The 20817-nt window shown below is 64.7% G+C and carries 28 protein-coding genes and 2 tRNA genes; 26 read left to right on the forward strand and 4 right to left on the reverse strand.

Annotated features, from left to right (window positions below; genetic code table 11):
- Nucleotide 1 precedes the first annotated feature (1 nt).
- Nucleotides 2–1138 carry a PilT/PilU family type 4a pilus ATPase gene (locus tag EV672_RS14940; protein WP_133610616.1) on the forward strand — a complete coding sequence of 379 codons (1137 nt, stop codon included), beginning with the start codon at nucleotides 2–4 and terminating at the stop codon, nucleotides 1136–1138.
- On the forward strand, nucleotides 1138–2058 hold the full coding sequence (locus EV672_RS14945; protein ID WP_133610618.1) for an NAD(P)-dependent oxidoreductase: 921 nt from the start codon (nucleotides 1138–1140) through the stop codon (nucleotides 2056–2058). The genes EV672_RS14940 and EV672_RS14945 overlap by 1 nt, the downstream gene beginning before the upstream one ends.
- Nucleotides 2059–2081: 23 nt before the next feature.
- On the opposite strand, the gene EV672_RS14950 is transcribed toward EV672_RS14945, so the two are convergent.
- The 3 genes from EV672_RS14950 to EV672_RS14960 are packed head-to-tail and all read right to left on the reverse strand — an operon-like array spanning nucleotide 2082 to nucleotide 3728.
- Entirely contained in the window at nucleotides 2082–2753 is a 672-nt protein-coding gene (locus EV672_RS14950) for a BON domain-containing protein (RefSeq protein WP_133610620.1), read from the reverse strand.
- On the reverse strand, nucleotides 2750–3328 hold the full coding sequence (locus EV672_RS14955) for an SIS domain-containing protein (protein ID WP_166643599.1): 579 nt from the start codon (nucleotides 3326–3328) through the stop codon (nucleotides 2750–2752). The genes EV672_RS14950 and EV672_RS14955 overlap by 4 nt, the downstream gene beginning before the upstream one ends.
- A 22-nt stretch (nucleotides 3329–3350) precedes the next feature.
- Nucleotides 3351–3728 (reverse strand): YraN family protein, encoded by a 378-nt coding sequence (locus EV672_RS14960; RefSeq protein WP_133610624.1) that lies wholly within the window; start codon nucleotides 3726–3728, stop codon nucleotides 3351–3353.
- Between EV672_RS14960 and rsmI the strand changes: the two genes are divergently transcribed.
- From rsmI to EV672_RS15080, 24 genes are all read left to right on the forward strand, one after another.
- The gene (rsmI, locus tag EV672_RS14965) at nucleotides 3712–4653 is read left to right on the forward strand and encodes a 16S rRNA (cytidine(1402)-2'-O)-methyltransferase (RefSeq protein ID WP_243738716.1); all 942 of its coding nucleotides are present in this window, start codon (nucleotides 3712–3714) and stop codon (nucleotides 4651–4653) included. The genes EV672_RS14960 and rsmI overlap by 17 nt on opposite strands.
- Nucleotides 4654–5013: 360 nt before the next feature.
- The gene (locus EV672_RS14970; RefSeq protein WP_133610626.1) at nucleotides 5014–5976 is read left to right on the forward strand and encodes a lipase family alpha/beta hydrolase; all 963 of its coding nucleotides are present in this window, start codon (nucleotides 5014–5016) and stop codon (nucleotides 5974–5976) included.
- A 38-nt stretch (nucleotides 5977–6014) separates the two neighbouring features.
- The gene (locus tag EV672_RS14975; protein ID WP_133610628.1) at nucleotides 6015–6962 is read left to right on the forward strand and encodes an esterase/lipase family protein; all 948 of its coding nucleotides are present in this window, start codon (nucleotides 6015–6017) and stop codon (nucleotides 6960–6962) included.
- 118 nt (nucleotides 6963–7080) lie between these two features.
- Nucleotides 7081–8013, forward strand: coding sequence for a lipase secretion chaperone (locus tag EV672_RS14980; protein ID WP_133610630.1), 933 nt, complete (start codon nucleotides 7081–7083; stop codon nucleotides 8011–8013).
- Between the two features lie 78 nt (nucleotides 8014–8091).
- On the forward strand, nucleotides 8092–9552 hold the full coding sequence (gene tldD, locus EV672_RS14985; RefSeq protein WP_133610632.1) for a metalloprotease TldD: 1461 nt from the start codon (nucleotides 8092–8094) through the stop codon (nucleotides 9550–9552).
- A gap of 270 nt (nucleotides 9553–9822) precedes the next feature.
- Complete coding sequence (gene rplN / locus EV672_RS14990) at nucleotides 9823–10191, forward strand: 50S ribosomal protein L14 (RefSeq protein WP_125241506.1); 369 nt, start codon at nucleotides 9823–9825, stop codon at nucleotides 10189–10191.
- A gap of 35 nt (nucleotides 10192–10226) precedes the next feature.
- The gene (gene rplX / locus EV672_RS14995; protein WP_133610634.1) at nucleotides 10227–10544 is read left to right on the forward strand and encodes a 50S ribosomal protein L24; all 318 of its coding nucleotides are present in this window, start codon (nucleotides 10227–10229) and stop codon (nucleotides 10542–10544) included.
- An 8-nt stretch (nucleotides 10545–10552) separates the two neighbouring features.
- Nucleotides 10553–11104, forward strand: coding sequence for a 50S ribosomal protein L5 (gene rplE, locus EV672_RS15000; RefSeq protein ID WP_133610636.1), 552 nt, complete (start codon nucleotides 10553–10555; stop codon nucleotides 11102–11104).
- An 8-nt stretch (nucleotides 11105–11112) separates the two neighbouring features.
- Nucleotides 11113–11418 (forward strand): 30S ribosomal protein S14, encoded by a 306-nt coding sequence (rpsN, locus tag EV672_RS15005; protein ID WP_133610638.1) that lies wholly within the window; start codon nucleotides 11113–11115, stop codon nucleotides 11416–11418.
- Between the two features lie 30 nt (nucleotides 11419–11448).
- Nucleotides 11449–11844, forward strand: coding sequence for a 30S ribosomal protein S8 (gene rpsH, locus EV672_RS15010; protein ID WP_133610640.1), 396 nt, complete (start codon nucleotides 11449–11451; stop codon nucleotides 11842–11844).
- 16 nt (nucleotides 11845–11860) lie between these two features.
- Nucleotides 11861–12394 (forward strand): 50S ribosomal protein L6, encoded by a 534-nt coding sequence (gene rplF / locus EV672_RS15015; protein ID WP_133610642.1) that lies wholly within the window; start codon nucleotides 11861–11863, stop codon nucleotides 12392–12394.
- Between the two features lie 14 nt (nucleotides 12395–12408).
- Nucleotides 12409–12768, forward strand: coding sequence for a 50S ribosomal protein L18 (gene rplR, locus EV672_RS15020; protein WP_133610644.1), 360 nt, complete (start codon nucleotides 12409–12411; stop codon nucleotides 12766–12768).
- A gap of 38 nt (nucleotides 12769–12806) precedes the next feature.
- On the forward strand, nucleotides 12807–13325 hold the full coding sequence (gene rpsE, locus EV672_RS15025) for a 30S ribosomal protein S5 (protein WP_133610646.1): 519 nt from the start codon (nucleotides 12807–12809) through the stop codon (nucleotides 13323–13325).
- A gap of 17 nt (nucleotides 13326–13342) precedes the next feature.
- The gene (rpmD, locus tag EV672_RS15030; protein WP_133610648.1) at nucleotides 13343–13525 is read left to right on the forward strand and encodes a 50S ribosomal protein L30; all 183 of its coding nucleotides are present in this window, start codon (nucleotides 13343–13345) and stop codon (nucleotides 13523–13525) included.
- A gap of 25 nt (nucleotides 13526–13550) precedes the next feature.
- Entirely contained in the window at nucleotides 13551–13985 is a 435-nt protein-coding gene (gene rplO / locus EV672_RS15035; protein ID WP_133610650.1) for a 50S ribosomal protein L15, read from the forward strand.
- Between the two features lie 48 nt (nucleotides 13986–14033).
- The gene (secY, locus tag EV672_RS15040; protein ID WP_133610652.1) at nucleotides 14034–15344 is read left to right on the forward strand and encodes a preprotein translocase subunit SecY; all 1311 of its coding nucleotides are present in this window, start codon (nucleotides 14034–14036) and stop codon (nucleotides 15342–15344) included.
- Nucleotides 15345–15525: 181 nt separating this feature from the next.
- A complete protein-coding gene (rpmJ, locus tag EV672_RS15045) occupies nucleotides 15526–15639 on the forward strand; it encodes a 50S ribosomal protein L36 (RefSeq protein WP_035036301.1) in 114 nt (37 codons plus the stop codon).
- A 41-nt stretch (nucleotides 15640–15680) separates the two neighbouring features.
- Entirely contained in the window at nucleotides 15681–16043 is a 363-nt protein-coding gene (gene rpsM / locus EV672_RS15050; protein WP_133610654.1) for a 30S ribosomal protein S13, read from the forward strand.
- 36 nt (nucleotides 16044–16079) lie between these two features.
- Complete coding sequence (gene rpsK, locus EV672_RS15055) at nucleotides 16080–16484, forward strand: 30S ribosomal protein S11 (RefSeq protein WP_035036296.1); 405 nt, start codon at nucleotides 16080–16082, stop codon at nucleotides 16482–16484.
- A gap of 286 nt (nucleotides 16485–16770) precedes the next feature.
- Nucleotides 16771–17394, forward strand: coding sequence for a 30S ribosomal protein S4 (gene rpsD / locus EV672_RS15060; RefSeq protein ID WP_133610656.1), 624 nt, complete (start codon nucleotides 16771–16773; stop codon nucleotides 17392–17394).
- Nucleotides 17395–17560: 166 nt separating this feature from the next.
- Nucleotides 17561–18547: a DNA-directed RNA polymerase subunit alpha gene (locus EV672_RS15065; RefSeq protein WP_133610658.1), complete on the forward strand. Its 987-nt coding sequence runs from the start codon at nucleotides 17561–17563 to the stop codon at nucleotides 18545–18547.
- Nucleotides 18548–18643: 96 nt separating this feature from the next.
- Nucleotides 18644–19039, forward strand: a complete 396-nt coding sequence (gene rplQ, locus EV672_RS15070) for a 50S ribosomal protein L17 (protein ID WP_133610660.1) — start codon at nucleotides 18644–18646, stop codon at nucleotides 19037–19039.
- A 178-nt stretch (nucleotides 19040–19217) separates the two neighbouring features.
- A tRNA-Met gene (locus EV672_RS15075) sits at nucleotides 19218–19294 on the forward strand.
- A gap of 113 nt (nucleotides 19295–19407) precedes the next feature.
- Nucleotides 19408–19484, forward strand: a tRNA-Met gene (locus tag EV672_RS15080).
- A gap of 159 nt (nucleotides 19485–19643) precedes the next feature.
- Here EV672_RS15080 and EV672_RS15085 read toward each other — a convergent pair.
- A complete protein-coding gene (locus EV672_RS15085; protein WP_133610662.1) occupies nucleotides 19644–20729 on the reverse strand; it encodes an alkene reductase in 1086 nt (361 codons plus the stop codon).
- Nucleotides 20730–20817 lie beyond the last annotated feature (88 nt).

Here is a 20817-nt window from a genome sequence, read left to right on the forward strand (position 1 = left end):
CATGGAACGCGATCAAGCCTCGAAGTTCATCACCGACCTGTTGCGCCTGATGGTGTCGCGCGGTGGCTCCGACCTCTTCCTCACGGCCGAATTCCCGCCCGCCATCAAGGTGGACGGCAAGGTCACCAAGGTCTCGCCGCAGCCCTTGACGCCGGGCCACACCCTGGCCCTGGCCCGCTCGGTCATGAACGACAAGCAGGCCGCCGAGTTCGAGCGCACCAAGGAGTGCAACTTCGCCATCTCGCCCAGCGGCGTGGGGCGTTTCCGCGTGAACGCCTTCGTGCAGCAAGGCCATGTGGGCATGGTGATGCGCGTCATCCCGCAGGTCGTGCCGACCATTGACGCGATGCACCTGCCGCAGGTGCTCAAGGAAGTGTCGTCCACCAAGCGCGGCCTGGTCATCCTCGTGGGGGCGACGGGCTCGGGCAAGTCGACCACGCTGGCCGCCATGGTGGACCACCGCAACGAGAGCTCCTACGGGCACATCATCACGCTGGAAGACCCGGTCGAGTTCGTGCACCCGCACAAGAACTGCATCGTCACGCAGCGTGAAATCGGCATCGACACCGACGACTGGGGCATCGCCCTGAAGAACACCCTGCGCCAGGCGCCCGACGTCATCCTGATGGGCGAAATCCGCGACCGCGAGGCCATGGAGCACGCCGTGCAGTTCGCCGAAACCGGCCACCTGTGCATGGCCACGCTGCACGCCAACAGCGCCAACCAGGCGCTGGACCGCATCATCAACTTCTTCCCCGAAGAGCGCCGCCCGCAGCTGCTGATGGACCTCTCGCTCAACCTCAAGGCCCTGGTCTCGCAGCGCCTGATGCCGCGCCAGCAAGGCAAGGGCCGGGTGGCGGCGGTCGAGATCCTGCTGAACACGCCGCTGATCGCGGACCTCATCTTCAAGGGCGAGGTCGGCGAGATCAAGGAGATCATGAAGAAGTCGCGCGAGCTGGGCATGCAGACCTTCGACCAGGCGCTCTACGACCTCTTCGAGGGCAATGACATCACCTACGAAGACGCGCTGCGCAACGCCGATTCGGTCAACGACCTGCGCTTGCAGATCAAGCTCCACAGCCAGCGCGCGCGCAACCAGGATCTGGGCGCCGGCACCGAGCACCTGAGGATCGTCTGATGTCCGTGACCGACAAGGCTTACGCCCCGCACCCGTCCACCCGCGTGGCTTTCATCGGCCTGGGCACCATGGGCGCCCCGATGGCCGCGCACCTGCTGCGCGCCGGCCACCACGTCACCGTGTACAACCGCACGGCCGCCAAGGCGCAGGCCTGGTTGACCGAGCAGGCGGGCGCGGTGGTTCAGGCGCAGGCTCAGACCGCCGTCACCCCGGCCGAGGCCGCCCGCGGCGCCACCGTGGTGTTCACCTGCGTGGGCAACGACGACGACCTGCGCGAGGTGGTCAGCGGCCCGCAAGGCGTGTTCCAGACCTTGCAGCCTGGCGGCACCGTGGTGGACCACACCACCGCCTCGGCCGATGTGGCGCGTGAACTGGCGGCAGCCGCCCGCGAGCGTGGTTTGCAGTTCGTCGATGCGCCCGTGTCGGGTGGCAATGTCGGCGCCATCAACGGGGCACTGACGGTGATGTGCGGTGGCGATGCGCAGGCTTTCGCGCAGGTGCAGCCGCTCATCGTGGCCTTCGCGCGGGCGGTCACCCACCTGGGCGACAGCGGCGCGGGGCAGTTGGCCAAGATGGTCAACCAGATCTGCGTGGGCGGTGTCTTGCAAAGCCTGGCCGAGGCCCTGGCTTTTGGCGAGAAGGCCGGGCTGGACATGCCCAAGGTGCTGGACGTCATCTCGCAAGGCGCGGCCAGCAGCTGGCAGATGGTCCACCGGGGCCCGACCATGCTGCGCAGCGAGTTCGACTTCGGCTTCGCCGTCGACTGGATGCGCAAGGACCTGGGCCTGGTGCTCGACGAGGCGCTCCGCCTGGGCGCCCGCGTGCCGGCCACAGCCCTCATCGACCAGTTCTATGCCGATGTGCAGGCCATGGGCGGCGGCCGCCAGGACACCTCCAGCCTGATCCGCCGTTTGCGCTGATTCAGCGCTGAATCAGCGCTGAATCAGCGTGGGGAGGCTGGCGCGTTCGCTGGCTCGCTGCTCACCGGCTTGGGTTGGCGCTTGGCCAGCTCGTCCTCGCTGATGATCTGGAAGACCTTCACGACCTTCTTGACGCCGTCGATGCTGGCGGTCAACTCGGCGGCGCGGTTGGCTTCGCGCTCGCTCACGATGCCCATCAGATAGACCTCGCCGCGCTCGACGACGATGTCGAAGGCGCTGCTGATGACGTCGCGGGCGTCCACCAGGGTGGCGCGCACTTTGCTGGCCAGCAGCACATCGTTGGAGCGCGAGCCCAGCGTGCTGTTGGTGGCCACGACCAGCTGGTTGACCACGGTGCCGGCGTTTTCCACGCGGGCCGCGATCTGCTCGGCCGTCAGGCGGTCGGGCTCGGCCGGCACCTCGCCGGTCAGCAGCACCATGCGGTTGTAGGCGTTGACGTTGATGTGGGCGCGGCCACCGAAGGCATCGCCCAGGCGGTTGCTGGTTTTCAGTTCGATGGCCTTGTCTTCGACCTGCGCGCCCGAGGTGCGGCGGTCAGAGGCGACGAGCGCGCCACCGACCGCAGTGCCCAGCAACAGCGGGGCACAGGCGCTCAGGCTGGCGGCGGCCAACAGGGCGCAGACCAGGCGGGTGCGCAGGGCGGGGGTGTGCGGGGTCGTGCGCAGTGGGGTCATTCAGCTTCTCCGAGCAAGTGGTTGTCAACGGCTGCGCACAGGCCATGCAAGGCCAGCCATCCCAGGGCGAAAAGGGTGGGTGCCTGGGTTCCCGGCAGGGGCACCCAGACGTCGGTGTCGCGCAGTTGCGGGCCCAGCACGCTGGCGGCTTCGCCGGTGAAGGCGACCAGGGTGAGGTCCAGCTCGCGCGCGGCTTGGGTGGCGGCGAGCAAATCGGGCTCGTCGCGCTCCATCGAAAAAGCCAGCCAGACATCGCCCGGGTGACCGAGCGCATGGAGCTGCTGGGCCAGGGTGGCGTGTTGCGGGCTGCTGGCCGGCACCAGGGCGTGTGCCGCCAGGGGAGGGCGCTCGCGGCCCGACCCTCGCACCAGCAGGTTGGCGGCTTGTTGGGCCAGCCAGGCGGCTTCGGCCTCGCCGGCGCACAGCACGCGTCCGCCAGCGGTCAGGGTGTGCATCAAGGCTTGTGCCGCGAAGTTCAGCTGCAGCGCCAGGCGCTCGGACGATTGGTAGAGCCAGTCGGCGGTTTCCAGCAGGGGCTGCTGCAGGTGGGTGGGCAGGTAAGGGGTCTCCGGCATATGCGGCCGATGATATGTCAGCTCAGCTGGCATCGAAGGCCGCGGGCAACCAGGTCAGGGCCTCGCCGTCGATGGCGACCACGTCGAAACGGCAGGGCGGCCACACCGACAGTGTCTGGAGGTAAAACTTCGCGCCGAGGATGCATCGGCGCTGCTTGCCCCGCGTGACGGAGGCCGCGGCGCCGCCGTGGTCGGTGTCGGCGCGCTGGCGCACTTCCACGAACACCAGCGTGCCGTCGCGGTCGCGCATGATGAGGTCCACCTCGGCGCCGCGCGCGCTCGGGCCCCGCGCCACCCGATAATTGCGCTCGACCAGCGCCAAGCCTTGCGCCAGCAGGTGTTGCAAGGCGCGTTCCTCACCCTCATCGCCCCGGGATTTCGTTGTGACCCTTGATGTCAATTTGCTGCTCCAGGCCGCTCAACAGGTGGCCGGCAGCCAGCAGTATCCCAAAGGCGCGCTCTACCTCGTGCCCACGCCGATCGGCAACCTGGCCGACCTGAGCCTGCGCGCGGTGCAGGTGCTGTCGCTGGTGGACGCCGTGGCCTGCGAGGACACCCGCGTCAGCGGCGGCCTGCTGCGCCACCTCGGGCTGGACAAATCCCTGCTGGCCTTGCACCAGCACAACGAGGCCCAGGCGGCCGAGCAGGTCATCGCGCGTCTGCAGCAGGGCCAGCGCGTGGCCTATGTCAGCGACGCGGGCACGCCCGCCATTTCCGACCCCGGCGCCCACCTCGTGCGTGCCGCCCAGGCGGCCGGCCTGCCCGTGGTGCCCTTGCCCGGGCCCAGCAGCGTCACCACCGCCCTGAGCGCAGCGGGCGACGTGCTGGCCCACGGTTTCCGCTTTGAAGGCTTCCTGCCGTCCAAGGGCATGGCGCGCCTGAGCCGCCTGCGCGCGCTGCTGGGGCAGGACCACAGCGTCGTGCTGTTCGAGGCGCCCCACCGCATCGAGGCTCTGGCCGCCGAACTGGCCGAGGTGCTGCCCGACGGCCAGGTCACGCTGTGCCGCGAGCTCAGCAAGCAGTTCGAAGCCATCGCCACCGTGGCCGTGGCCGGGTTGCCGGCCTGGTTGGAGGCCGACGCCAACCGCCTGCGCGGCGAGTTCGTGCTGGTGGTGCATGCCCAGCCCCCTGCGCCGCAAGCCGCCGGCATCTCGCCCGAGGTCTCGGCCTTGCTGGGCGAACTGGTGCGCCATGTGCCGGTGAAACAGGCCGCCGCCCTGGTGGCCGATGTGCTCGGTTTGCCGCGCAAGGCGCTGTACGACGACGCCTTGCGCCTGCGCCAGGCCGATGACCTCGCCGACGATCGCGCGGACGATACCGCCTAAGACGTCGCCAGCGAAGGCTGAAGCCCACATCCCCCGATGCCCCCCACCCGGCGTAGCCCGCCCGGGTGGTCATTCCCCCCTGTGTGCGGAATTTCACACCCTGGTGGCGTGGGTGGTCGCGCTTTCGGGCGCTTTCGGACGTCGATGGCATGCCTGGGCACGTCCTCACCCCCCTCATCTGCGGGGATTTGCGCGCAATTTGCCGCCAAACGCGCTTTACACACATCGAGGGAGAGAGGTTTCCCCGCCGCGAGGGTATGCCCTGAATTTAACGAAAAGTGTTCTCCAGATACTGCGTCTGTCTGCGTTCAACGCACATCCGATACCCCTTCCGCAGGCACACACAACAGGAGCACGAGCATGACCTTCTCTTCGACCCGCAAGGGCGCCCTCAAGGCGGTCTGCGCCGCCGCCGCTGTGGCTGGCCTCGCACTGGCCGCCCCAGCCGCCCACGCCGCTGGCACCACCGCCAAGACCAAGTACCCCGTCGTGCTGGTGCACGGCTTCATCGGCTTTGACAGCATCCTGGGCGTCGTCAACTACTTCTACGACATCCCCGGCAACCTGCGCAACGAAGGCGCCACGGTCTATATCGCCTCGGTCAACCCCTCGCAGACCACCGAATTCCGCGGTGAAGAGCTCATCCAGCAGATGAAGCAGTGGGCCGCCAAGGACGGCGTCGCCAAGTTCAACCTGATCGGCCACAGCCATGGCGGCCCGACCGTGCGCTACGCCGCTGGCACCGTGCCCACGCTGGTGGCCTCGGTCAGCACCGTGGCCGGCACGCACTTCGGCACCGTGGTTGCCGACGAGCTGGGCCCGCAAGTCTCGGGCGACAAGACGCTCAATGGCCTGGCCACCGCCGGCCTGAAGCTGATTTCCTGGCTGACCGGCAACAAGACCACCGACAGCACCAACCTGGCCGCCGCCCTGAGCTCGCTGTCCACCGCTGGCGCCGCCACCTTCAACGCCAAGTTCCCCGCCGGCGCGCCCACCACCGCTTGCGGCACGGGCCCGGAAGTCGCCAGCGTGGCCGGCAACAGCATCCGCTTCTATTCCTTCTCCGGCACGGCCGTCAAGACCAACGGCTGGGACATCTCCGACCTGATCCTGGCAGGCACCGCGCCCTACTTCAAGGACGAGCCCAACGACGGCCTGGTGGGCCGCTGCTCCAGCCACTGGGGCAAGGTCATCAAGGACGACTACGCCTGGAACCACCTCGACGAAATCAACCAGGTGCTGGGCACCATCGGCAAGGGCGCGCCTGACCCCGTCGCGTTCTACAAGCAGCAGGTCAACCGCCTGAAGCTGGCTGGCCTGTGAGGCTGACGGCACGCACCCTCAACACCGGAGACAACACCATGAAATTCAAGCTTTCGCTCTCGTCCGTCTGTGCCGCCGCCGTCGTGGCTGGCGTCGCACTGGCCGCGCCTGCCGCCCATGCGGGCGTCCAGGCCAAGACCAAGTACCCCATCGTGCTGGTCCACGGCTTCATCGGCTTTGACAACATCCTGGGCGCCGTCAACTATTTCTACGACGTGCCCGGCACCCTGCGCAACGAAGGCGCCACCGTCTATGTCGCTTCGGTGAACCCGTCGCAGACCACCGAATTCCGCGGTGAAGAGCTCATCCAGCAGATGAAGCAGTGGGCCGCCAAGGATGGTGTGACCAAGTTCAACCTGATCGGCCACAGCCATGGCGGCCCGACCGTGCGCTACGCCGCCGGCACCGTGCCCACGATGGTGGCCTCGGTCAGCACCGTGGCTGGCACGCACTTTGGCTCCAAGGTGGCCGACGTCATCGGCGCGAACACCACCCCGGGTGGCGGCTTCGACCAGGCTGCCACGGCGGGCCTCAAGCTGATTTCCTGGCTGACCGGCAACAAGACCACCAGCAACACCGACCTGCTGACCGCCCTAGGCGCCCTCAGCAGCGAAGGTGCGGCCAAGTTCAACGCCAAGTTCCCCGCGGGCGCCCCGACCACCACCTGCGGCGTTGGCCCCGACAAGGCCACCATCGCCGGCAACAGCATCCGCTTCTACTCGTTCTCGGGCACTTCGGTGAAGACCAATGGTTGGGACGTGTCTGACGCCATCCTGGCCGAAACCGCCAAGTACTTCGGCAGCGAGCCGAACGACGGCTTGGTCGGCCGCTGCGCCAGCCACTGGGGCAAGGTCATCAAGGACAACTACACCTGGAACCACCTGGACGAAATCAACCAGGTGCTGGGCACCATCGGCAGCAGCTCGCCGGACCCGGTGGCCTTCTACGTGCAGCACGCCAACCGCCTGAAGTGGGCTTTCCTGTGATCTGAGCCTGTGCTTTGAAGCAGTTCGACCCGGCTGGCGCTGGCCTGGCCGGGTCGATGTTTTGGCGCGTGTCCGTGGCCACGGACACGCGCGGCCAGCGAGTCAAAAGGTGTGCGCGATGCAGATGCGTGGATGGATGAAGGGCGCCGCCGTGGCGCTTGCCGTGGGTGCTGTGGCTGCCGGCTGGATGGCCTCGCAGCGGCCGGGAGGTCTGGCCAGCATCGCCGGTGCGGCCGCAGGTGGTGGCTGGGGCATGATCCGCCCCGACGAAGCGCCTGCCCCCGCAGACGCCACCGCGCCGGTCACGGCCAGCCTCAGCGCCGAACAGGTGCGCGTCAAGCTCTTCAAGGAAGGCTCCTTCCAGGGCACAGAACCCTCTGGCAACTGGTGCGTCACCGGCGACAAGCTGGCGGCCTGCCCCGAGCTGCGCAAGCGATTCGAGTACTACATCCTGGGTCTGGGCGAAGTCACCATCGCCGACATCCGCAACCTCGTTGACGACGAAGCCCGCCGCGCCCATGGCGACGCACTCGCCAACGCCATCATGGCCATCTGGGACAAGCACTGGCAGGTGCGCACCTACGCCTGGCGCAGCGTCTTCGTGCAGGCCGACCAGTCCACCTGGCGCCCCGCCTTCGAGGAGCAGCGCCTGGTGCGCCGCCAGATCCTTGGCGAAGACTGGGCCAAAGCCTTCTACGCCGACGACGAAGCCAAATTCCAGCAGTTCATGGCCCAGGTCGAGTCCGGCCAGCCGCCGCCGCCGGACCCCGGCGAGCCCGTGCCCCAGATGGCACCTGGCAAAGACCCCGCTGCCGTCCACGCCGAGCGTGTCGCCCGCTACGGCCAGGCCGCCGCCGACCGCCTCTCCAAGGCCGACGAAGAATGGGCCGACTGGGAGCGCCGCCTGGCCTCGGCCCGCAGCGAGTGGGAGCGCCTGAAGGCCTCGGGCCAGCTGTCCGACCTGCAGCGCAAGCAGGACATGGACGCCTACATCAACGCCAATTTCAAGCCCGACGAGCACCTGCGGGTGCGCGCCTTGTTGCATCTTTGAAGCACCTCTGAGGCCTCTCTGAGGCACCCCCGAGCCCCTGCCCGGCGCAGGCGGGGCGCCCGTGCCACAATCCACCGCATGATCGCCGTTGAAGCCACCCTCGCACGCCTGCAAACCGCCCGTGACCTCCTGCTGGCCCCGTACGGGCTGGACGAGTCCAGCCTGCTGAACGCCCTGCGCGTCATCACCCAGCACCGCGTCGACGACGCCGACCTCTACTTCCAGTACACCCGCAGCGAAGGCTGGAGCCTGGAGGAGGGCATCGTCAAGTCCGGCAGCTTCGGCATCGACCAGGGCGTGGGCGTGCGCGCCATCGCCGGCGAGAAAACCGCCTTCGCCTACTCCGACGACATCTCCGAGGCCGCCCTGCTGGACGCCGCCCGCACCGTGCGCACCATCGCTGCCGCCGGCCAGAGCCGCCGCGTCAAAGTCGGCAGCCACCGCGTCGTGCCCAGCCGCAGCCTCTACGCCTCCTTCGACCCCATCGCCTCCATGGACAGCGCCGCCAAGGTGGCTCTGCTGGAGGACGTCGAGCGCCGCGCCCGCGCCAAAGACCCGCGCATCGTGCAGGTCATGGCCGGCCTGGGCTGCGAGTACGACGTCGTCATGGTGGCCCGCGCCAATGGCGTGCTGGCCGCCGACGTGCGCCCCCTCATCCGCCTGTCCGTCACCGTGATCGCCGAGCAAAACGGCCGCCGAGAAGTGGGCTCCGGCGGGGGCGGTGGCCGCCACGACCTGGCCTATTTCACGCCCGAGATCGTCCAGACCTACGTGGACCAGGCCGCGCACGCCGCCCTGGTCAACCTCGAAGCCCGCCCGGCACCGGCCGGCGAAATGACCGTCGTGCTCGGCAGTGGCTGGCCTGGCATCCTGCTGCACGAAGCGGTGGGCCACGGCCTGGAAGGCGACTTCAACCGCAAGGGCTCCAGCGTTTACGCGGGCCGCATCGGCCAGCGCGTCGCCTCCAAGGGCGTCACCGTGCTTGACGACGGCACCCTGCCGGACCGCCGCGGCTCGCTCAACATCGACGACGAAGGCCACGTCAGCCAGCGCAACGTCCTGATCGAAGACGGCATCCTGCGCGGCTACATCCAGGACGCCACCAACGCCCGCCTGATGAAGACGGCGCCCACCGGCAACGGCCGCCGCGAAAGCTACGCCCACCTGCCCATGCCGCGCATGACCAACACCTACATGCTGGCCGGCGACAAGGACCCGCAGGAAATCGTCGCCTCCATCGACCGCGGCGTCTATGCCGTGAACTTCGGTGGCGGCCAGGTGGACATCACCTCCGGCAAGTTCGTCTTCTCGGCCTCCGAGGCCTACTGGGTGGAAAAGGGCAAGATCCTCTACCCCGTCAAGGGCGCCACGCTGATCGGCAATGGCCCCGACGCCATGAACCGCGTCAGCATGATCGGCAACGACCTGGCGCTGGACAGCGGCGTCGGCACCTGCGGCAAGGAAGGCCAGAGCGTGCCCGTGGGCGTGGGCCAGCCCACCCTGCGCATCGACGGCCTGACCGTCGGCGGCACCGCCTGAGCCTGCCCACCCCAGGCCTTGGCGCCTGGGCATGTCAGGACTCGGTCACCTATTTCTCGTCTTGTGTGCACGGGGGCTTGACCAGCCACTCCAAACGCGTGCATAATGCAAGGCTTCGCTGTTGAAGAGTTTGTTTTCGGTCTGCCACTCCTTGGCGGGTTTCTTCGAAACAAGCACTTTTTCAGATCCGCCCGATTCTTCGGGCCCAAGACTGATGGTTCGTTGTTGTGCAGTGGTTTGCGCAGCCGAACGATCAAGTTGGGGTACACCATGATCCAAATGCAATCGCGACTCGATGTCGCAGACAACACGGGTGCCAAGAGCGTCATGTGCATCAAGGTGCTCGGTGGCTCTAAGCGTCGTTACGCTGGTATCGGCGACATCATCAAGGTGAGCATCAAAGAAGCCGCACCGCGTGGCCGCGTCAAAAAGGGCGAGGTTTACAGCGCTGTGGTCGTTCGCACCGCCAAGGGCGTGCGTCGTCAAGACGGCTCGCTGATCAAGTTCGACGGCAATGCCGCCGTGCTGCTGAACGCCAAGCTGGAGCCCATCGGCACCCGCATCTTCGGCCCCGTGACGCGTGAACTGCGTACCGAGCGCTTCATGAAGATCGTGTCGCTGGCCCCCGAGGTCCTCTGACCGTCGGCCAACGCAGTTCAGCAAAGGACAGCTCAATGAACAAGCTCAAAACTGGCGACCAGGTCATCGTTCTGACCGGCCGCGACAAAGGCAAGCGCGGCACCGTGTCGGCTCGCATCGACGTGGACCACCTGCTGGTTGACGGCGTGAACGTGTCGAAAAAGCACGTCAAGCCGAACCCGCTCAAGGGCACCACCGGTGGCATCGTCGACAAGACCATGCCCATCCATCAGTCCAACGTGGCCATTTTCAACCCTGCTTCTGGCAAGGCTGACCGCGTGGGTATCAAGCTCCTGGCAGACGGCAAAAAAGTGCGCGTCTTCAAGTCCAGCGGCGAAGAAATCAAGGCTTGAGGTCCAACATGGCTCAACAACAAGCTCGCCTGCAGCAGATCTACCGCGAAAAGATCGTTCCCGAACTGATGAAGCAGTTCGGCTACAAGTCGATCATGGAAGTGCCGCGCCTGACCAAGATCACCCTGAACATGGGTGTCTCGGAAGCCGTGTCGGACAAGAAAGTCATGGACCACGCCGTTGGCGACCTGACCAAGATCGCTGGCCAAAAGCCCGTGGTCACCATGTCGAAGAAGCCCATCGCCGGCTTCAAGATCCGCGAAAACATGCCCATCGGCTGCATGGTCACGCTGCGTGGCGTCACCATGTTCGAATTCCTGGACCGCTTCGTCACCGTCTCGCTGCCCCGCGTCCGTGACTTCCGCGGCATCTCGGGTCGTTCGTTCGACGGTCGCGGCAACTACAACGTGGGCGTCAAGGAACAGATCATCTTCCCGGAAATCGAATACGAGAAGATTGACGCTGTCCGTGGTCTGAACATCAGCATCACGACGACCGCCAAGACCGACGACGAAGCCAAGGCTCTGCTGACGGCTTTCAAGTTCCCGTTCAAGAACTGAGGCCCCCCATGGCAAAAGTCTCTCTGAAGCAACGCGAAGAAAAGCGCGAAAAGCTGGTTGCCAAGTACGCCAAGAAGTACGCGGAACTCAAGGCCATCATCGACGACAGCAAGAAGTCGGATGAAGAGCGTTACCTCGCTCGCCTGGAGCTGCAAAAGCTGCCCCGCAACGCGAACCCCACGCGTCTGCGCGCACGCTGCAACCTGACTGGTCGCCCGCGTGGCACTTTCCGTCAGTTCGGCCTCGGCCGCACCAAGATCCGTGAATTGGCTTTCGCTGGCGACATCCCCGGTGTCACCAAGGCAAGCTGGTAATCCCGGCAGGGCACGAACAGGAGTTATCCCATGAGCATGAGTGATCCCATCGCCGACATGCTGACACGCATTCGCAACGCCCAAATGGTCAACAAGACCAACGTTGCACTGCCGTCGTCCAAGCTGAAAGTCGCGATCGCCCAAGTCCTGAAGGACGAAGGTTACATCGACGGTTTTGCCGTCACCGGTGAAGCCGCCAAGCCCACGCTGGAAATCACGCTGAAGTACTACGCTGGCCGTCCGGTCATCGAGCGCATCGAGCGTGTGTCCCGTCCTGGCCTGCGCATCTACAAGGGCCGCCACGCCATCCCTCAGGTCATGAACGGCCTGGGTGTTGCGATCGTGACGACCCCCCAGGGTGTGATGACCGACCGCAAGGCGCGCGCCGCCGGCATCGGTGGCGAAGTCATCGCCTACGTCGCCTGATAGAGGAGCATCGCAAATGTCCCGCGTTGGAAAAATGCCGATCGCCGTCCCTCAAGGTGTGGACGTGAAGATCACCCCCGAGGCCGTGACCATCAAGGGCGCGCTCGGTTCGCTGAGCCTGCCGGCCAACAGCCTGGTCACCGTCTCGCAAGACGGCGCCTCGCTGAAGGTGGCCCCGGCCAATGACAGCACCGCTGCCAATGCCATGTCTGGCACTTTCCGTGCCCTGCTGAACAACACCGTCAACGGTGTCAGCAAGGGTTTCGAGAAGAAGCTGACCCTGGTTGGCGTGGGCTTCAAGGCCCAGGCCGCTGGTCAAAAGCTGAACCTGCAAATTGGTTTCTCTCACCCGGTGGTGAAGGACATGCCTGCCGGCATCAAGGTCGAGACCCCGACTCCGACCGAGATCCTGATCAAGGGCTCTGACCGCCAGGTCGTGGGCCAGATCGCTGCCGAGGTGCGCGCTTTCCGTCCGCCCGAGCCCTACAAGGGCAAGGGCATCCGCTATGCGGACGAGCGCGTGGTCATCAAAGAGACCAAGAAGAAGTAAGGAGCTGATTCATCATGGCAACGAGCAAGAAGGAACAGCGCCTGCGTCGAGCACGCCAGACGCGCGCACGGATCGCCCTGCAAGGCGCCGTTCGTCTGACGGTCACCCGCAGCAACCTGCACATCTACGCCAGCGTCATTTCTGGCGACGGCACCAAGGTCATCGCCAGCGCTTCCACGCAAGAAAAGGAAGTGCGCGAGCAGATCAAGAACGGCGGCAACGCCGTGGCCGCCACCCTGGTGGGCAAGCGCATTGCCGAAAAGGCGAAGGCTGCTGGTGTCGAGAAGGTCGCTTTCGACCGCGCTGGCTACCAATATCACGGTCGTATCAAGGCCTTGGCCGAAGCCGCGCGTGAAGCCGGCCTCGTGTTCTAAGCCATCCAAGCTGCGATACGCAACCGGAAGGAATTCAAATGGCAAAGTTTCAACCCAAGGTGGCAGACGAAGGTCGTGACGACGGTCTGCGCGAGAAGATGATCCAGGTGAACCGCGTGACCAAAGTGGTCAAGGGCGGTCGGATCATGGGCTTCGCAGCACTGACCGTGGTCGGCGACGGCGATGGCCGCATCGGCATGGGCAAGGGCAAGGCGCGTGAAGTGCCGTTGTCCGTCCAAAAAGCGATGGACCAGGCGCGCCGCGGCATGCTGAAGGTGCCCCTCAAGAACGGTTCTGTCTTTCACAACCTGACCGGCCACCACGGCGCGGCCAAGGTGCTGTTGGCGCCGGCTCCCGCCGGTACCGGCATCATCGCTGGTGGCCCGATGCGCGCTGTCTTCGAAGTGATGGGCATCACCGACATCGTGGCCAAGAGCCTCGGTTCGTCCAACCCTTACAACATGGTTCGCGCCACGTTCGACGCCCTGAGCAAGGCGACGACCCCGGCCGAAGTCGCTGCCAAGCGCGGTCTGACTGTTGAAGACATCTTCAACTGATCGCAGGAGAAGCTGACATGAGCGAAAAGAAAACCGTCACCGTCAAGCTGGTGCGCAGCGTGATCGGCACCCGTGCCGATCACCGTGACACCGTCCGCGGTCTGGGCCTGCGCCGTCTGAACAGCACGTCCGTGTTGGAAGACACGCCTGCTGTGCGCGGCATGATCAACAAGGTTCGCTACCTGGTTGTGGTGCTCTGAAGCACCACGATCTCTGGGGAATACCATGGAACTCAATAGCATCAAGCCCGCCTCGGGTGCCAAGCATGCCAAGCGCCGTGTCGGTCGCGGCATCGGCTCCGGCCTGGGCAAGACCGCAGGTCGCGGTCACAAGGGTCAGAAATCGCGTTCGGGCGGCTACCACAAGGTCGGCTTCGAAGGCGGTCAAATGCCTCTGCAACGCCGTCTGCCTAAGCGCGGCTTCAAGTCGCACCTGCTGAAGTACAACGCCGAGATCACTCTGGGCGAACTGCAAGCATTCGGTGCTGCTGAAGTTGACGTGCTGTCCCTGAAGGCTGCCGGTCTGATCCCTCAGATCGCCAAGGTCGTCAAGGTCATCAAGTCGGGTGAACTGACTGCCAAGGTCGTGCTCAAGGGCATCGGTGCCACTGCTGGTGCCAAGGCCGTGATCGAAGCAGCCGGTGGTTCGCTGGCTGAATAAGCCCGCCAACCGAGCAACACGAACGTCAAAGCCTGAACAGGACTCAGCGTGGCCACATCCCCCTCTCAACTGGCTCAAAGCGGCAAGTTCGGTGACCTCCAGCGTCGCCTGACTTTCCTGCTGCTGGCGCTGGTCGTTTACCGCATCGGGGCGCACATCCCCGTGCCCGGTATCGATCCATCCCAGCTGCAGCAGCTGTTCAAGGGTCAGCAGGGCGGCATCCTGAGCCTGTTCAACATGTTCTCGGGCGGTGCGCTGTCGCGCTTCACCGTGTTTGCGCTGGGCATCATGCCCTACATCTCTTCGTCCATCATCATGCAGATGATGGGCTATGTGGTCCCTCAACTTGAGCAGCTCAAGAAAGAGGGCGAGGCTGGCCGTCGCAAGACAACCCAGTACACACGCTACGCCACCGTCGGCCTGGCGCTGTTCCAGTCCTTCGGCATTGCCGTGGCCCTGGAAGGCACCGCCGGCCTGGTCATCAACCCTGGCTTCGGCTTCCGCATGACCACGGTCATCAGCCTGACGGCCGGCACGATGTTCCTGATGTGGTTGGGTGAGCAGATCACCGAGCGTGGCCTGGGCAACGGCATCTCGATCCTGATTTTCGGCGGCATCGCTGCCGGCCTGCCCGGTGCCATGGGTGGCTTGTTTGAATTGATCCGCACCGGTGCCATGAGCATCCCTGCCGCGATCTTCATCGTTGCCCTGGTCGGTCTGGTCACGTTCTTTGTGGTGCTGGTCGAGCGTGGTCAACGCAAGATCTTGGTCAACTACGCCAAGCGCCAGGTGGGCAACCGTGTCTATGGTGGTCAGTCTTCGCACTTGCCGCTGAAGATCAACATGGCCGGTGTGATCCCGCCGATCTTCGCGTCGTCGATCATCTTGCTGCCAACCACCGCTGTGGGCTGGTTTGCGACAGGCGACAGCATGCGCTGGCTGAAGGACATGGCCAGCATGTTGTCCCCCGGTCAACCGATTTATGTGATTCTGTATTCCGTTGCCATCGTCTTCTTCTGCTTCTTCTACACGGCCCTGGTGTTCAACAGCCGCGAGACCGCAGACAACCTGAAGAAGAGTGGTGCATTCATTCCTGGCATCCGACCTGGTGACCAGACCGCGCGTTACATCGACAAGATCCTCGCCCGTCTGACCCTGGCTGGTGCCGCCTACATCACCGCGGTGTGCCTGCTGCCCGAGTTCCTCGTGCTGAAGTACAACGTCCCGTTCTACTTCGGTGGCACGTCCTTGTTGATCATCGTGGTTGTCACGATGGACTTCTGGGCACAGGTACAGTCCTACGTGATGTCTCAGCAGTACGACTCGCTGCTGAAGAAGGCAAATTTCAAGTCGAGCTGATTTCAGTTCGGCGCTGGGCCCCGGCGGCTGGGGACACCCCGATGGTGTCCAGGCAGTTTGGATGTCCCATGAGTTGATTCGTGCTCGCATCGTGTTCCGGGCGAGGTGAGCTTGAGAGTGAAATGACCCCGGAAACGTGGGCGAATTTCCGCAGAGCAGTTCTGCGGTTCAGGAGAAGACCATGAAAGTTTCGGCATCCGTCAAAAAGATGTGCCGCAATTGCAAAATCATCCGTCGCAAGGGTGTGGTTCGCGTGATCTGCACCGACCCGCGTCACAAGCAGCGTCAAGGCTGATTGGCCTGACGTAGCGACGACACACGCGTTCAGAGGACTTTATGGCACGTATTGCTGGCATCAACATTCCGCCGCACAAGCACACCGAAATCGGTCTGACTTCGATCTACGGCATCGGTCGCACCACCGCGCAGAAAATCTGCACGGCTGCGGGCATTCCCTTCAACAAGAAGATCAAGGAATTGACCGACGGCGACCTCGAGAAGATTCGAGAAGAAGTGGGCAAGCTCACCATTGAAGGTGACCTGCGCCGCGAGCTCTCGATGAACATCAAGCGCCTGATGGATCTGGGCTGCTACCGCGGCTTCCGTCATCGCCGTGGCCTGCCGATGCGCGGTCAGCGCACCCGCACGAATGCACGCACCCGCAAGGGTCCGCGCAAGGCGATTGCTGGCAAGAAGTGATCTGCGCTGGTTGACTGAGTTCGAAAGAGATACATCATGGCAAAAGCACCTGCGAACAGCGCTGCCCGTCGTGTGAGCAAGAAAGTCCGCAAGAACATTGCGGACGGCATCGCCCACGTGCACGCTTCGTTCAACAACACCATCATCACCATCACGGACCGTCAGGGCAATGCCCTGTCCTGGGCTTCGTCGGGTGGTCAGGGTTTCAAGGGCTCGCGCAAGTCCACCCCCTTCGCTGCCCAGGTGGCTGCCGAGGTGGCTGGCCGCGCGGCTCAAGAGCAAGGCATCAAGAACCTGGACGTCGAGATCAAGGGCCCCGGTCCTGGTCGCGAGTCCTCGGTTCGCGCCCTGGCCTCGCTGGGCATCCGGATCAATTCGATCTCGGACGTGACCCCGGTGCCGCACAACGGTTGCCGTCCTCAGAAGCGTCGCCGCATCTGATGGGGTGACGGGGCGGGCCACAAAGCCTGCCCGCGCCTGATGTCGGCGGCGCTCGCGCGGTCGGCATCGAACAAGCTGTTTTTCCGAGTGACCCGACGGGGTTTCTGGAAAAGCAGCTTTTCTTGCTATACTGGCAAGTTCTCCGAAGGGCCAACCGCTGCGTGCTTTGCCACATGGCGGTTTGCTTGTTTCTCGAAGCCCACCGTCTGGATGACCGCGTCAGCCAGACTCGCGCCGCGCCCGCCTTTCCGACGGGGCGACGTCAGATCTAACAAGGACACGAAACGTGGCACGTTACCTCGGACCCAAGGCCAAACTGGCCCGCCGTGAAGGCACCGACCTTTTCCTCAAGAGCGCCCGCCGCCCCATCAGCGACAAGGCCAAGTTCGACACCAAGCCCGGTCAGCACGGCCGCACGTCTGGTTCGCGCACCTCTGACTTCGGCCTGCAACTGCGTGAAAAGCAGAAGGTCAAGCGCATGTACGGCGTGCTGGAAAAGCAATTCCGCCGCTACTTCGCCGAAGCCGAGCGCCGCAAGGGCAACACCGGCTCGAACCTGCTGGTCCTGCTCGAGTCGCGCCTGGACAACGTCGTCTATCGCATGGGCTTCGCCTCGACCCGCGCCGAAGCGCGTCAGCTGGTCGGCCACAAGGGCGTGGTCGTGAACGGCCAGGTCGTGAACATCCCGTCCTTCCTGGTGAAGACCGGTGACGTGGTGGCTGTGCGTGAGAAGGCCAAGAAGCAAGTCCGCGTCCTGGAAGCCTACAAGCTGGCCGAGTCCATCGGCCTGCCGGGCTGGGTCGCTGTGGACGGCACCAAGCTGGAAGGTGTCTTCAAGAAGAGCCCTGACCGCGACGAATTCGGCTCCGACATCAACGAATCGCTGATCGTCGAACTGTATTCGCGTTGATGTCTCTCACGGCTGCGCGGCACGGTCCTCTGGAGCGTGCGGCGTGGCCTTGTGCCGTTTGGTTTTCGGACCGAGCGGCATGTGTTTTTCGCGCCGAGGCATCCGCCTCGGTTGGTCCAGCAGCCTTATCGGTGTAACGAGCCGAGGGTAATGACAGGAAGACCTCATGCAAACGAATTTGCTGAAACCCAAAGCCATCCAGGTGGAGCCGCTCGGCGGTCACCGCGCCAAGGTCACGCTCGAGCCGTTTGAGCGTGGCTATGGCCACACCCTCGGCAACGCGCTGCGTCGCGTGCTGCTGTCGTCGATGGTCGGTTTCGCACCCACGGAAGTCACCATCGCCGGCGTGCTGCACGAGTACTCGGCCATCGATGGCGTGCAAGAAGATGTCGTTCACATCATGCTGAACCTCAAGGGCGTGGTGTTCCGTCTGCACAACCGTGACGAAGTCACCCTGGTGCTGCGCAAGGATGGCGAAGGCCCCGTGACCGCGGCCGACATCCAGACGCCCCACGACATCGAGATCGTCAACCCGAACCACGTGATCGCACACCTGTCTGCCGGCGGCAAGCTGGACATGCAGATCAAGGTGGAAAAGGGCCGCGGCTACGTGCCGGGCAACATCCGCCGTTATGGCGAAGAGTCGAGCAAGGCCATCGGCCGCATCGTGCTGGACGCTTCGTTCTCGCCGGTTCGCCGCGTGAGCTACACGGTCGAAAGCGCCCGTGTGGAGCAGCGCACCGACCTGGACAAGCTGGTCATGGAGATCGAGACCAACGGCGCCATCTCGCCCGAGGAAGCGATCCGTGCGTCGGCCAAGATCCTGGTGGAGCAGCTGGCTGTGTTCGCGCAGCTGGAAGGCTCCGAGATCGCCGCGTTCGATGCGCCGGCCAAGTCTGCGCAGCACTTCGATCCGATCCTGCTGCGCCCGGTGGACGAGCTCGAACTCACCGTTCGCTCGGCCAACTGCCTCAAGGCCGAGAACATCTACTACATCGGCGACCTCATCCAGCGCACCGAGACCGAGCTGCTCAAGACCCCGAACCTGGGTCGCAAGTCGCTCAACGAGATCAAGGAAGTGCTGGCGTCGCGTGGCCTGGCCCTGGGTTCGCGCCTGGAAGCCTGGCCGCCGCAAGGTCTGGACAAGCGTTGATTTTTTGAAAGTGGATGCACCCGGTCAACGGGGCATCCGGTGCACCCGGCGGTACCTTGAAACGGCCGTCGGTTTTGATAACGAAAGGAAAGCACCATGCGTCACGGAAACGGACTCCGTAAACTGAACCGCACCTCGTCTCACCGCGCCGCCATGTTCCGCAACATGGCCAACTCGCTGATCGAGCACGAAGCCATCAAGACCACCGTGCCCAAGGCCAAGGAACTGCGTCGCATCGTCGAGCCGCTGATCACCCTGGCCAAGGTCCCGACCGTCGCCAACCGCCGTCTGGCGTTTGATCGCCTGCGCAACCGCGACAACGTGGTCAAGCTGTTCGACGTGCTGGGCCCGCTGTTCGCCAAGCGTCCCGGCGGCTACACCCGCATCCTGAAGATGGGCTTCCGCGTGGGCGATAACGCCCCGATGGCCTTCATGGAGCTGGTGGAGCGCAGCCACGACGAAGCCGCTGCCGAAGACAACGCCGCTGAGTAAGCTGCCAGAAGATCGGCCGATGAACACGGCAGCACTGTGATCAGGCTTCGGCCTGGTCCGCACAGGAACCCGCCACGCCTTGCGCGTCGCGGGTTTTTTCTTGGGACCAGCTCTTTTTGCTTTATTGCAGGGGCATCTGGTCAAAGTGTCAAAGATGTGCCATAATCTATGTCTCTGTCGCGGGGTGGAGCAGTCTGGTAGCTCGTTGGGCTCATAACCCAAAGGTCGTTGGTTCAAATCCGGCCCCCGCAACCAAATCATTCGGATCATGTGCCGCCACGCAGTGGGTTCACTGCGGTGTTCGGCGCCAGGTCCACCAGCACGTCAAGCGATGCCCAGGCAGCGCGGCCGTGGTCACCATATCCTGTCGCGGGGTGGAGCAGTCTGGTAGCTCGTTGGGCTCATAACCCAAAGGTCACAGGTTCAAATCCTGTCCCCGCAACCAACATGTTGCCTGCACGCTTTGGCCTGCAGGGCACAGCAAGAAGCCACCCTCGGGTGGCTTTTTTGTTGCCTGAGCGCGGGACGCACCGTCGGGCTGGCGCCGTGGGCATGCCACTTTCAGTGCGGCATGCCCCAGCGCATCAGGCCATCAGCCCCTCAATCAGCCCAGGGTCGGGTAGTCGGTGTAGCCGTGGGGGCCTTGGCCGCCGTACAGCGGGGCGTCGGCGAACAGCTCGTTGAGCGGCGCGTTTTCCTGGAAGCGGCGCACCAAGTCGGGGTTGGTGATCATGGCGCGGCCGAAGGACACCAAATCGGCGTGGCCGCTGGCGACAGCCTGCTCGGCCATCTCCTTGGTGTAGCCGTTGTTGACGATCCAGACGCCGCTGTAGAGCTTGCGCAGCGCGGCGTAGTCGAAGGGTGCGTTGTCGCGCGGGCCGCCGGTGGCGCCTTCAACGACGTGGATGTACACCGGGTGCAGCTTTTCCAGCTCGCGCACGACGTGCTCGAACAGCGGCTGCGGGTGGCTTTCGCTGGAGTCGTTGACGGGCGAAACGGGCGAGATGCGGATGCCGACCTTGCTGGCGCCGATTTCGCCGATCACGGCCGCCATCACCTCGACCAGGAAGCGCGCGCGGTTCTCGATGCTGCCGCCGTAGGCGTCGGTGCGTTGGTTCGAGCCGTCGCGCAGGAAGGCGTCGAGCAGGTAGCCGTGGGCGCCATGGATTTCGATGCCGTCAAAGCCGGCGTCGATGGCGTGGCGGGCGGCGGTGCGGAAGTCGTCAACGATGCCGGCGATCTCGGCCGTTTCCAGGGCGCGCGGCTCGGAGGTGTCCACATAGCCAGCGCCGGGGATGAAGGTCTTGGCCTTGGCGCGGATGGCCGAGGGGGCGACAGGCGCCTTTTCACCGGGCTGGAAGGCGGTGTGCGACATGCGGCCGGTGTGCCACAGCTGAACGAAGATCTTGCCGCCTTGGGCGTGGACGGCGTCGGTCACCTTGCGCCAGCCGGCGATTTGCTCGGGCGTGTGCACGCCGGGTGTGGCGACGTAGCCCTGGGCCTGGGCCGACACCTGGGTGGCTTCGGCGATGATCAGGCCGACACTGGCGCGCTGGGCGTAGTACTCAACCGTCATGGGGCCCGGCACATTGCCTTCTTCGGCGCGGTTGCGCGTCAGCGGGGCCATGGCCATGCGGTTGGACAGGGTGATGTCGCCGAGGCGAACGGGCTGGTAGAGGGATGCGGTCATGGCGGTCTCCGAAGCGGGTGGGGAAGGGTGCGTCAAGGTTGGACGCGAGGGTTTGATCTGTGTCAGGCGCGTATTTCAACTGCGTGTC

This window comes from Aquabacterium commune, from assembly GCF_004362855.1.
GTDB classification, from domain to species: domain Bacteria; phylum Pseudomonadota; class Gammaproteobacteria; order Burkholderiales; family Burkholderiaceae_C; genus Aquabacterium; species Aquabacterium commune.

Coding starts and splice junctions, on each gene's coding strand:
- rpmJ (WP_035036301.1), top strand. CDS start 15,526: ATGAAAGTTTCGGCATCCGTCAAAAAGATGTGCCGCAATTGCAAAATC.
- EV672_RS14970 (WP_133610626.1), top strand. CDS start 5,014: ATGACCTTCTCTTCGACCCGCAAGGGCGCCCTCAAGGCGGTCTGCGCC.
- rplQ (WP_133610660.1), top strand. CDS start 18,644: ATGCGTCACGGAAACGGACTCCGTAAACTGAACCGCACCTCGTCTCAC.
- EV672_RS14940 (WP_133610616.1), top strand. CDS start 2: ATGGAACGCGATCAAGCCTCGAAGTTCATCACCGACCTGTTGCGCCTG.
- rpsH (WP_133610640.1), top strand. CDS start 11,449: ATGAGCATGAGTGATCCCATCGCCGACATGCTGACACGCATTCGCAAC.
- EV672_RS14945 (WP_133610618.1), top strand. CDS start 1,138: ATGTCCGTGACCGACAAGGCTTACGCCCCGCACCCGTCCACCCGCGTG.
- EV672_RS14980 (WP_133610630.1), top strand. CDS start 7,081: ATGCAGATGCGTGGATGGATGAAGGGCGCCGCCGTGGCGCTTGCCGTG.
- rpsM (WP_133610654.1), top strand. CDS start 15,681: ATGGCACGTATTGCTGGCATCAACATTCCGCCGCACAAGCACACCGAA.
- EV672_RS14975 (WP_133610628.1), top strand. CDS start 6,015: ATGAAATTCAAGCTTTCGCTCTCGTCCGTCTGTGCCGCCGCCGTCGTG.
- rplE (WP_133610636.1), top strand. CDS start 10,553: ATGGCTCAACAACAAGCTCGCCTGCAGCAGATCTACCGCGAAAAGATC.
- rpmD (WP_133610648.1), top strand. CDS start 13,343: ATGAGCGAAAAGAAAACCGTCACCGTCAAGCTGGTGCGCAGCGTGATC.
- EV672_RS14950 (WP_133610620.1), bottom strand. CDS start 2,753: ATGACCCCACTGCGCACGACCCCGCACACCCCCGCCCTGCGCACCCGC.
- rplF (WP_133610642.1), top strand. CDS start 11,861: ATGTCCCGCGTTGGAAAAATGCCGATCGCCGTCCCTCAAGGTGTGGAC.
- rplN (WP_125241506.1), top strand. CDS start 9,823: ATGATCCAAATGCAATCGCGACTCGATGTCGCAGACAACACGGGTGCC.
- EV672_RS15085 (WP_133610662.1), bottom strand. CDS start 20,729: ATGACCGCATCCCTCTACCAGCCCGTTCGCCTCGGCGACATCACCCTG.
- rplX (WP_133610634.1), top strand. CDS start 10,227: ATGAACAAGCTCAAAACTGGCGACCAGGTCATCGTTCTGACCGGCCGC.
- rplO (WP_133610650.1), top strand. CDS start 13,551: ATGGAACTCAATAGCATCAAGCCCGCCTCGGGTGCCAAGCATGCCAAG.
- rpsN (WP_133610638.1), top strand. CDS start 11,113: ATGGCAAAAGTCTCTCTGAAGCAACGCGAAGAAAAGCGCGAAAAGCTG.
- rpsK (WP_035036296.1), top strand. CDS start 16,080: ATGGCAAAAGCACCTGCGAACAGCGCTGCCCGTCGTGTGAGCAAGAAA.
- EV672_RS15065 (WP_133610658.1), top strand. CDS start 17,561: ATGCAAACGAATTTGCTGAAACCCAAAGCCATCCAGGTGGAGCCGCTC.
- EV672_RS14955 (WP_166643599.1), bottom strand. CDS start 3,328: ATGCCGGAGACCCCTTACCTGCCCACCCACCTGCAGCAGCCCCTGCTG.
- rpsE (WP_133610646.1), top strand. CDS start 12,807: ATGGCAAAGTTTCAACCCAAGGTGGCAGACGAAGGTCGTGACGACGGT.
- rplR (WP_133610644.1), top strand. CDS start 12,409: ATGGCAACGAGCAAGAAGGAACAGCGCCTGCGTCGAGCACGCCAGACG.
- tldD (WP_133610632.1), top strand. CDS start 8,092: ATGATCGCCGTTGAAGCCACCCTCGCACGCCTGCAAACCGCCCGTGAC.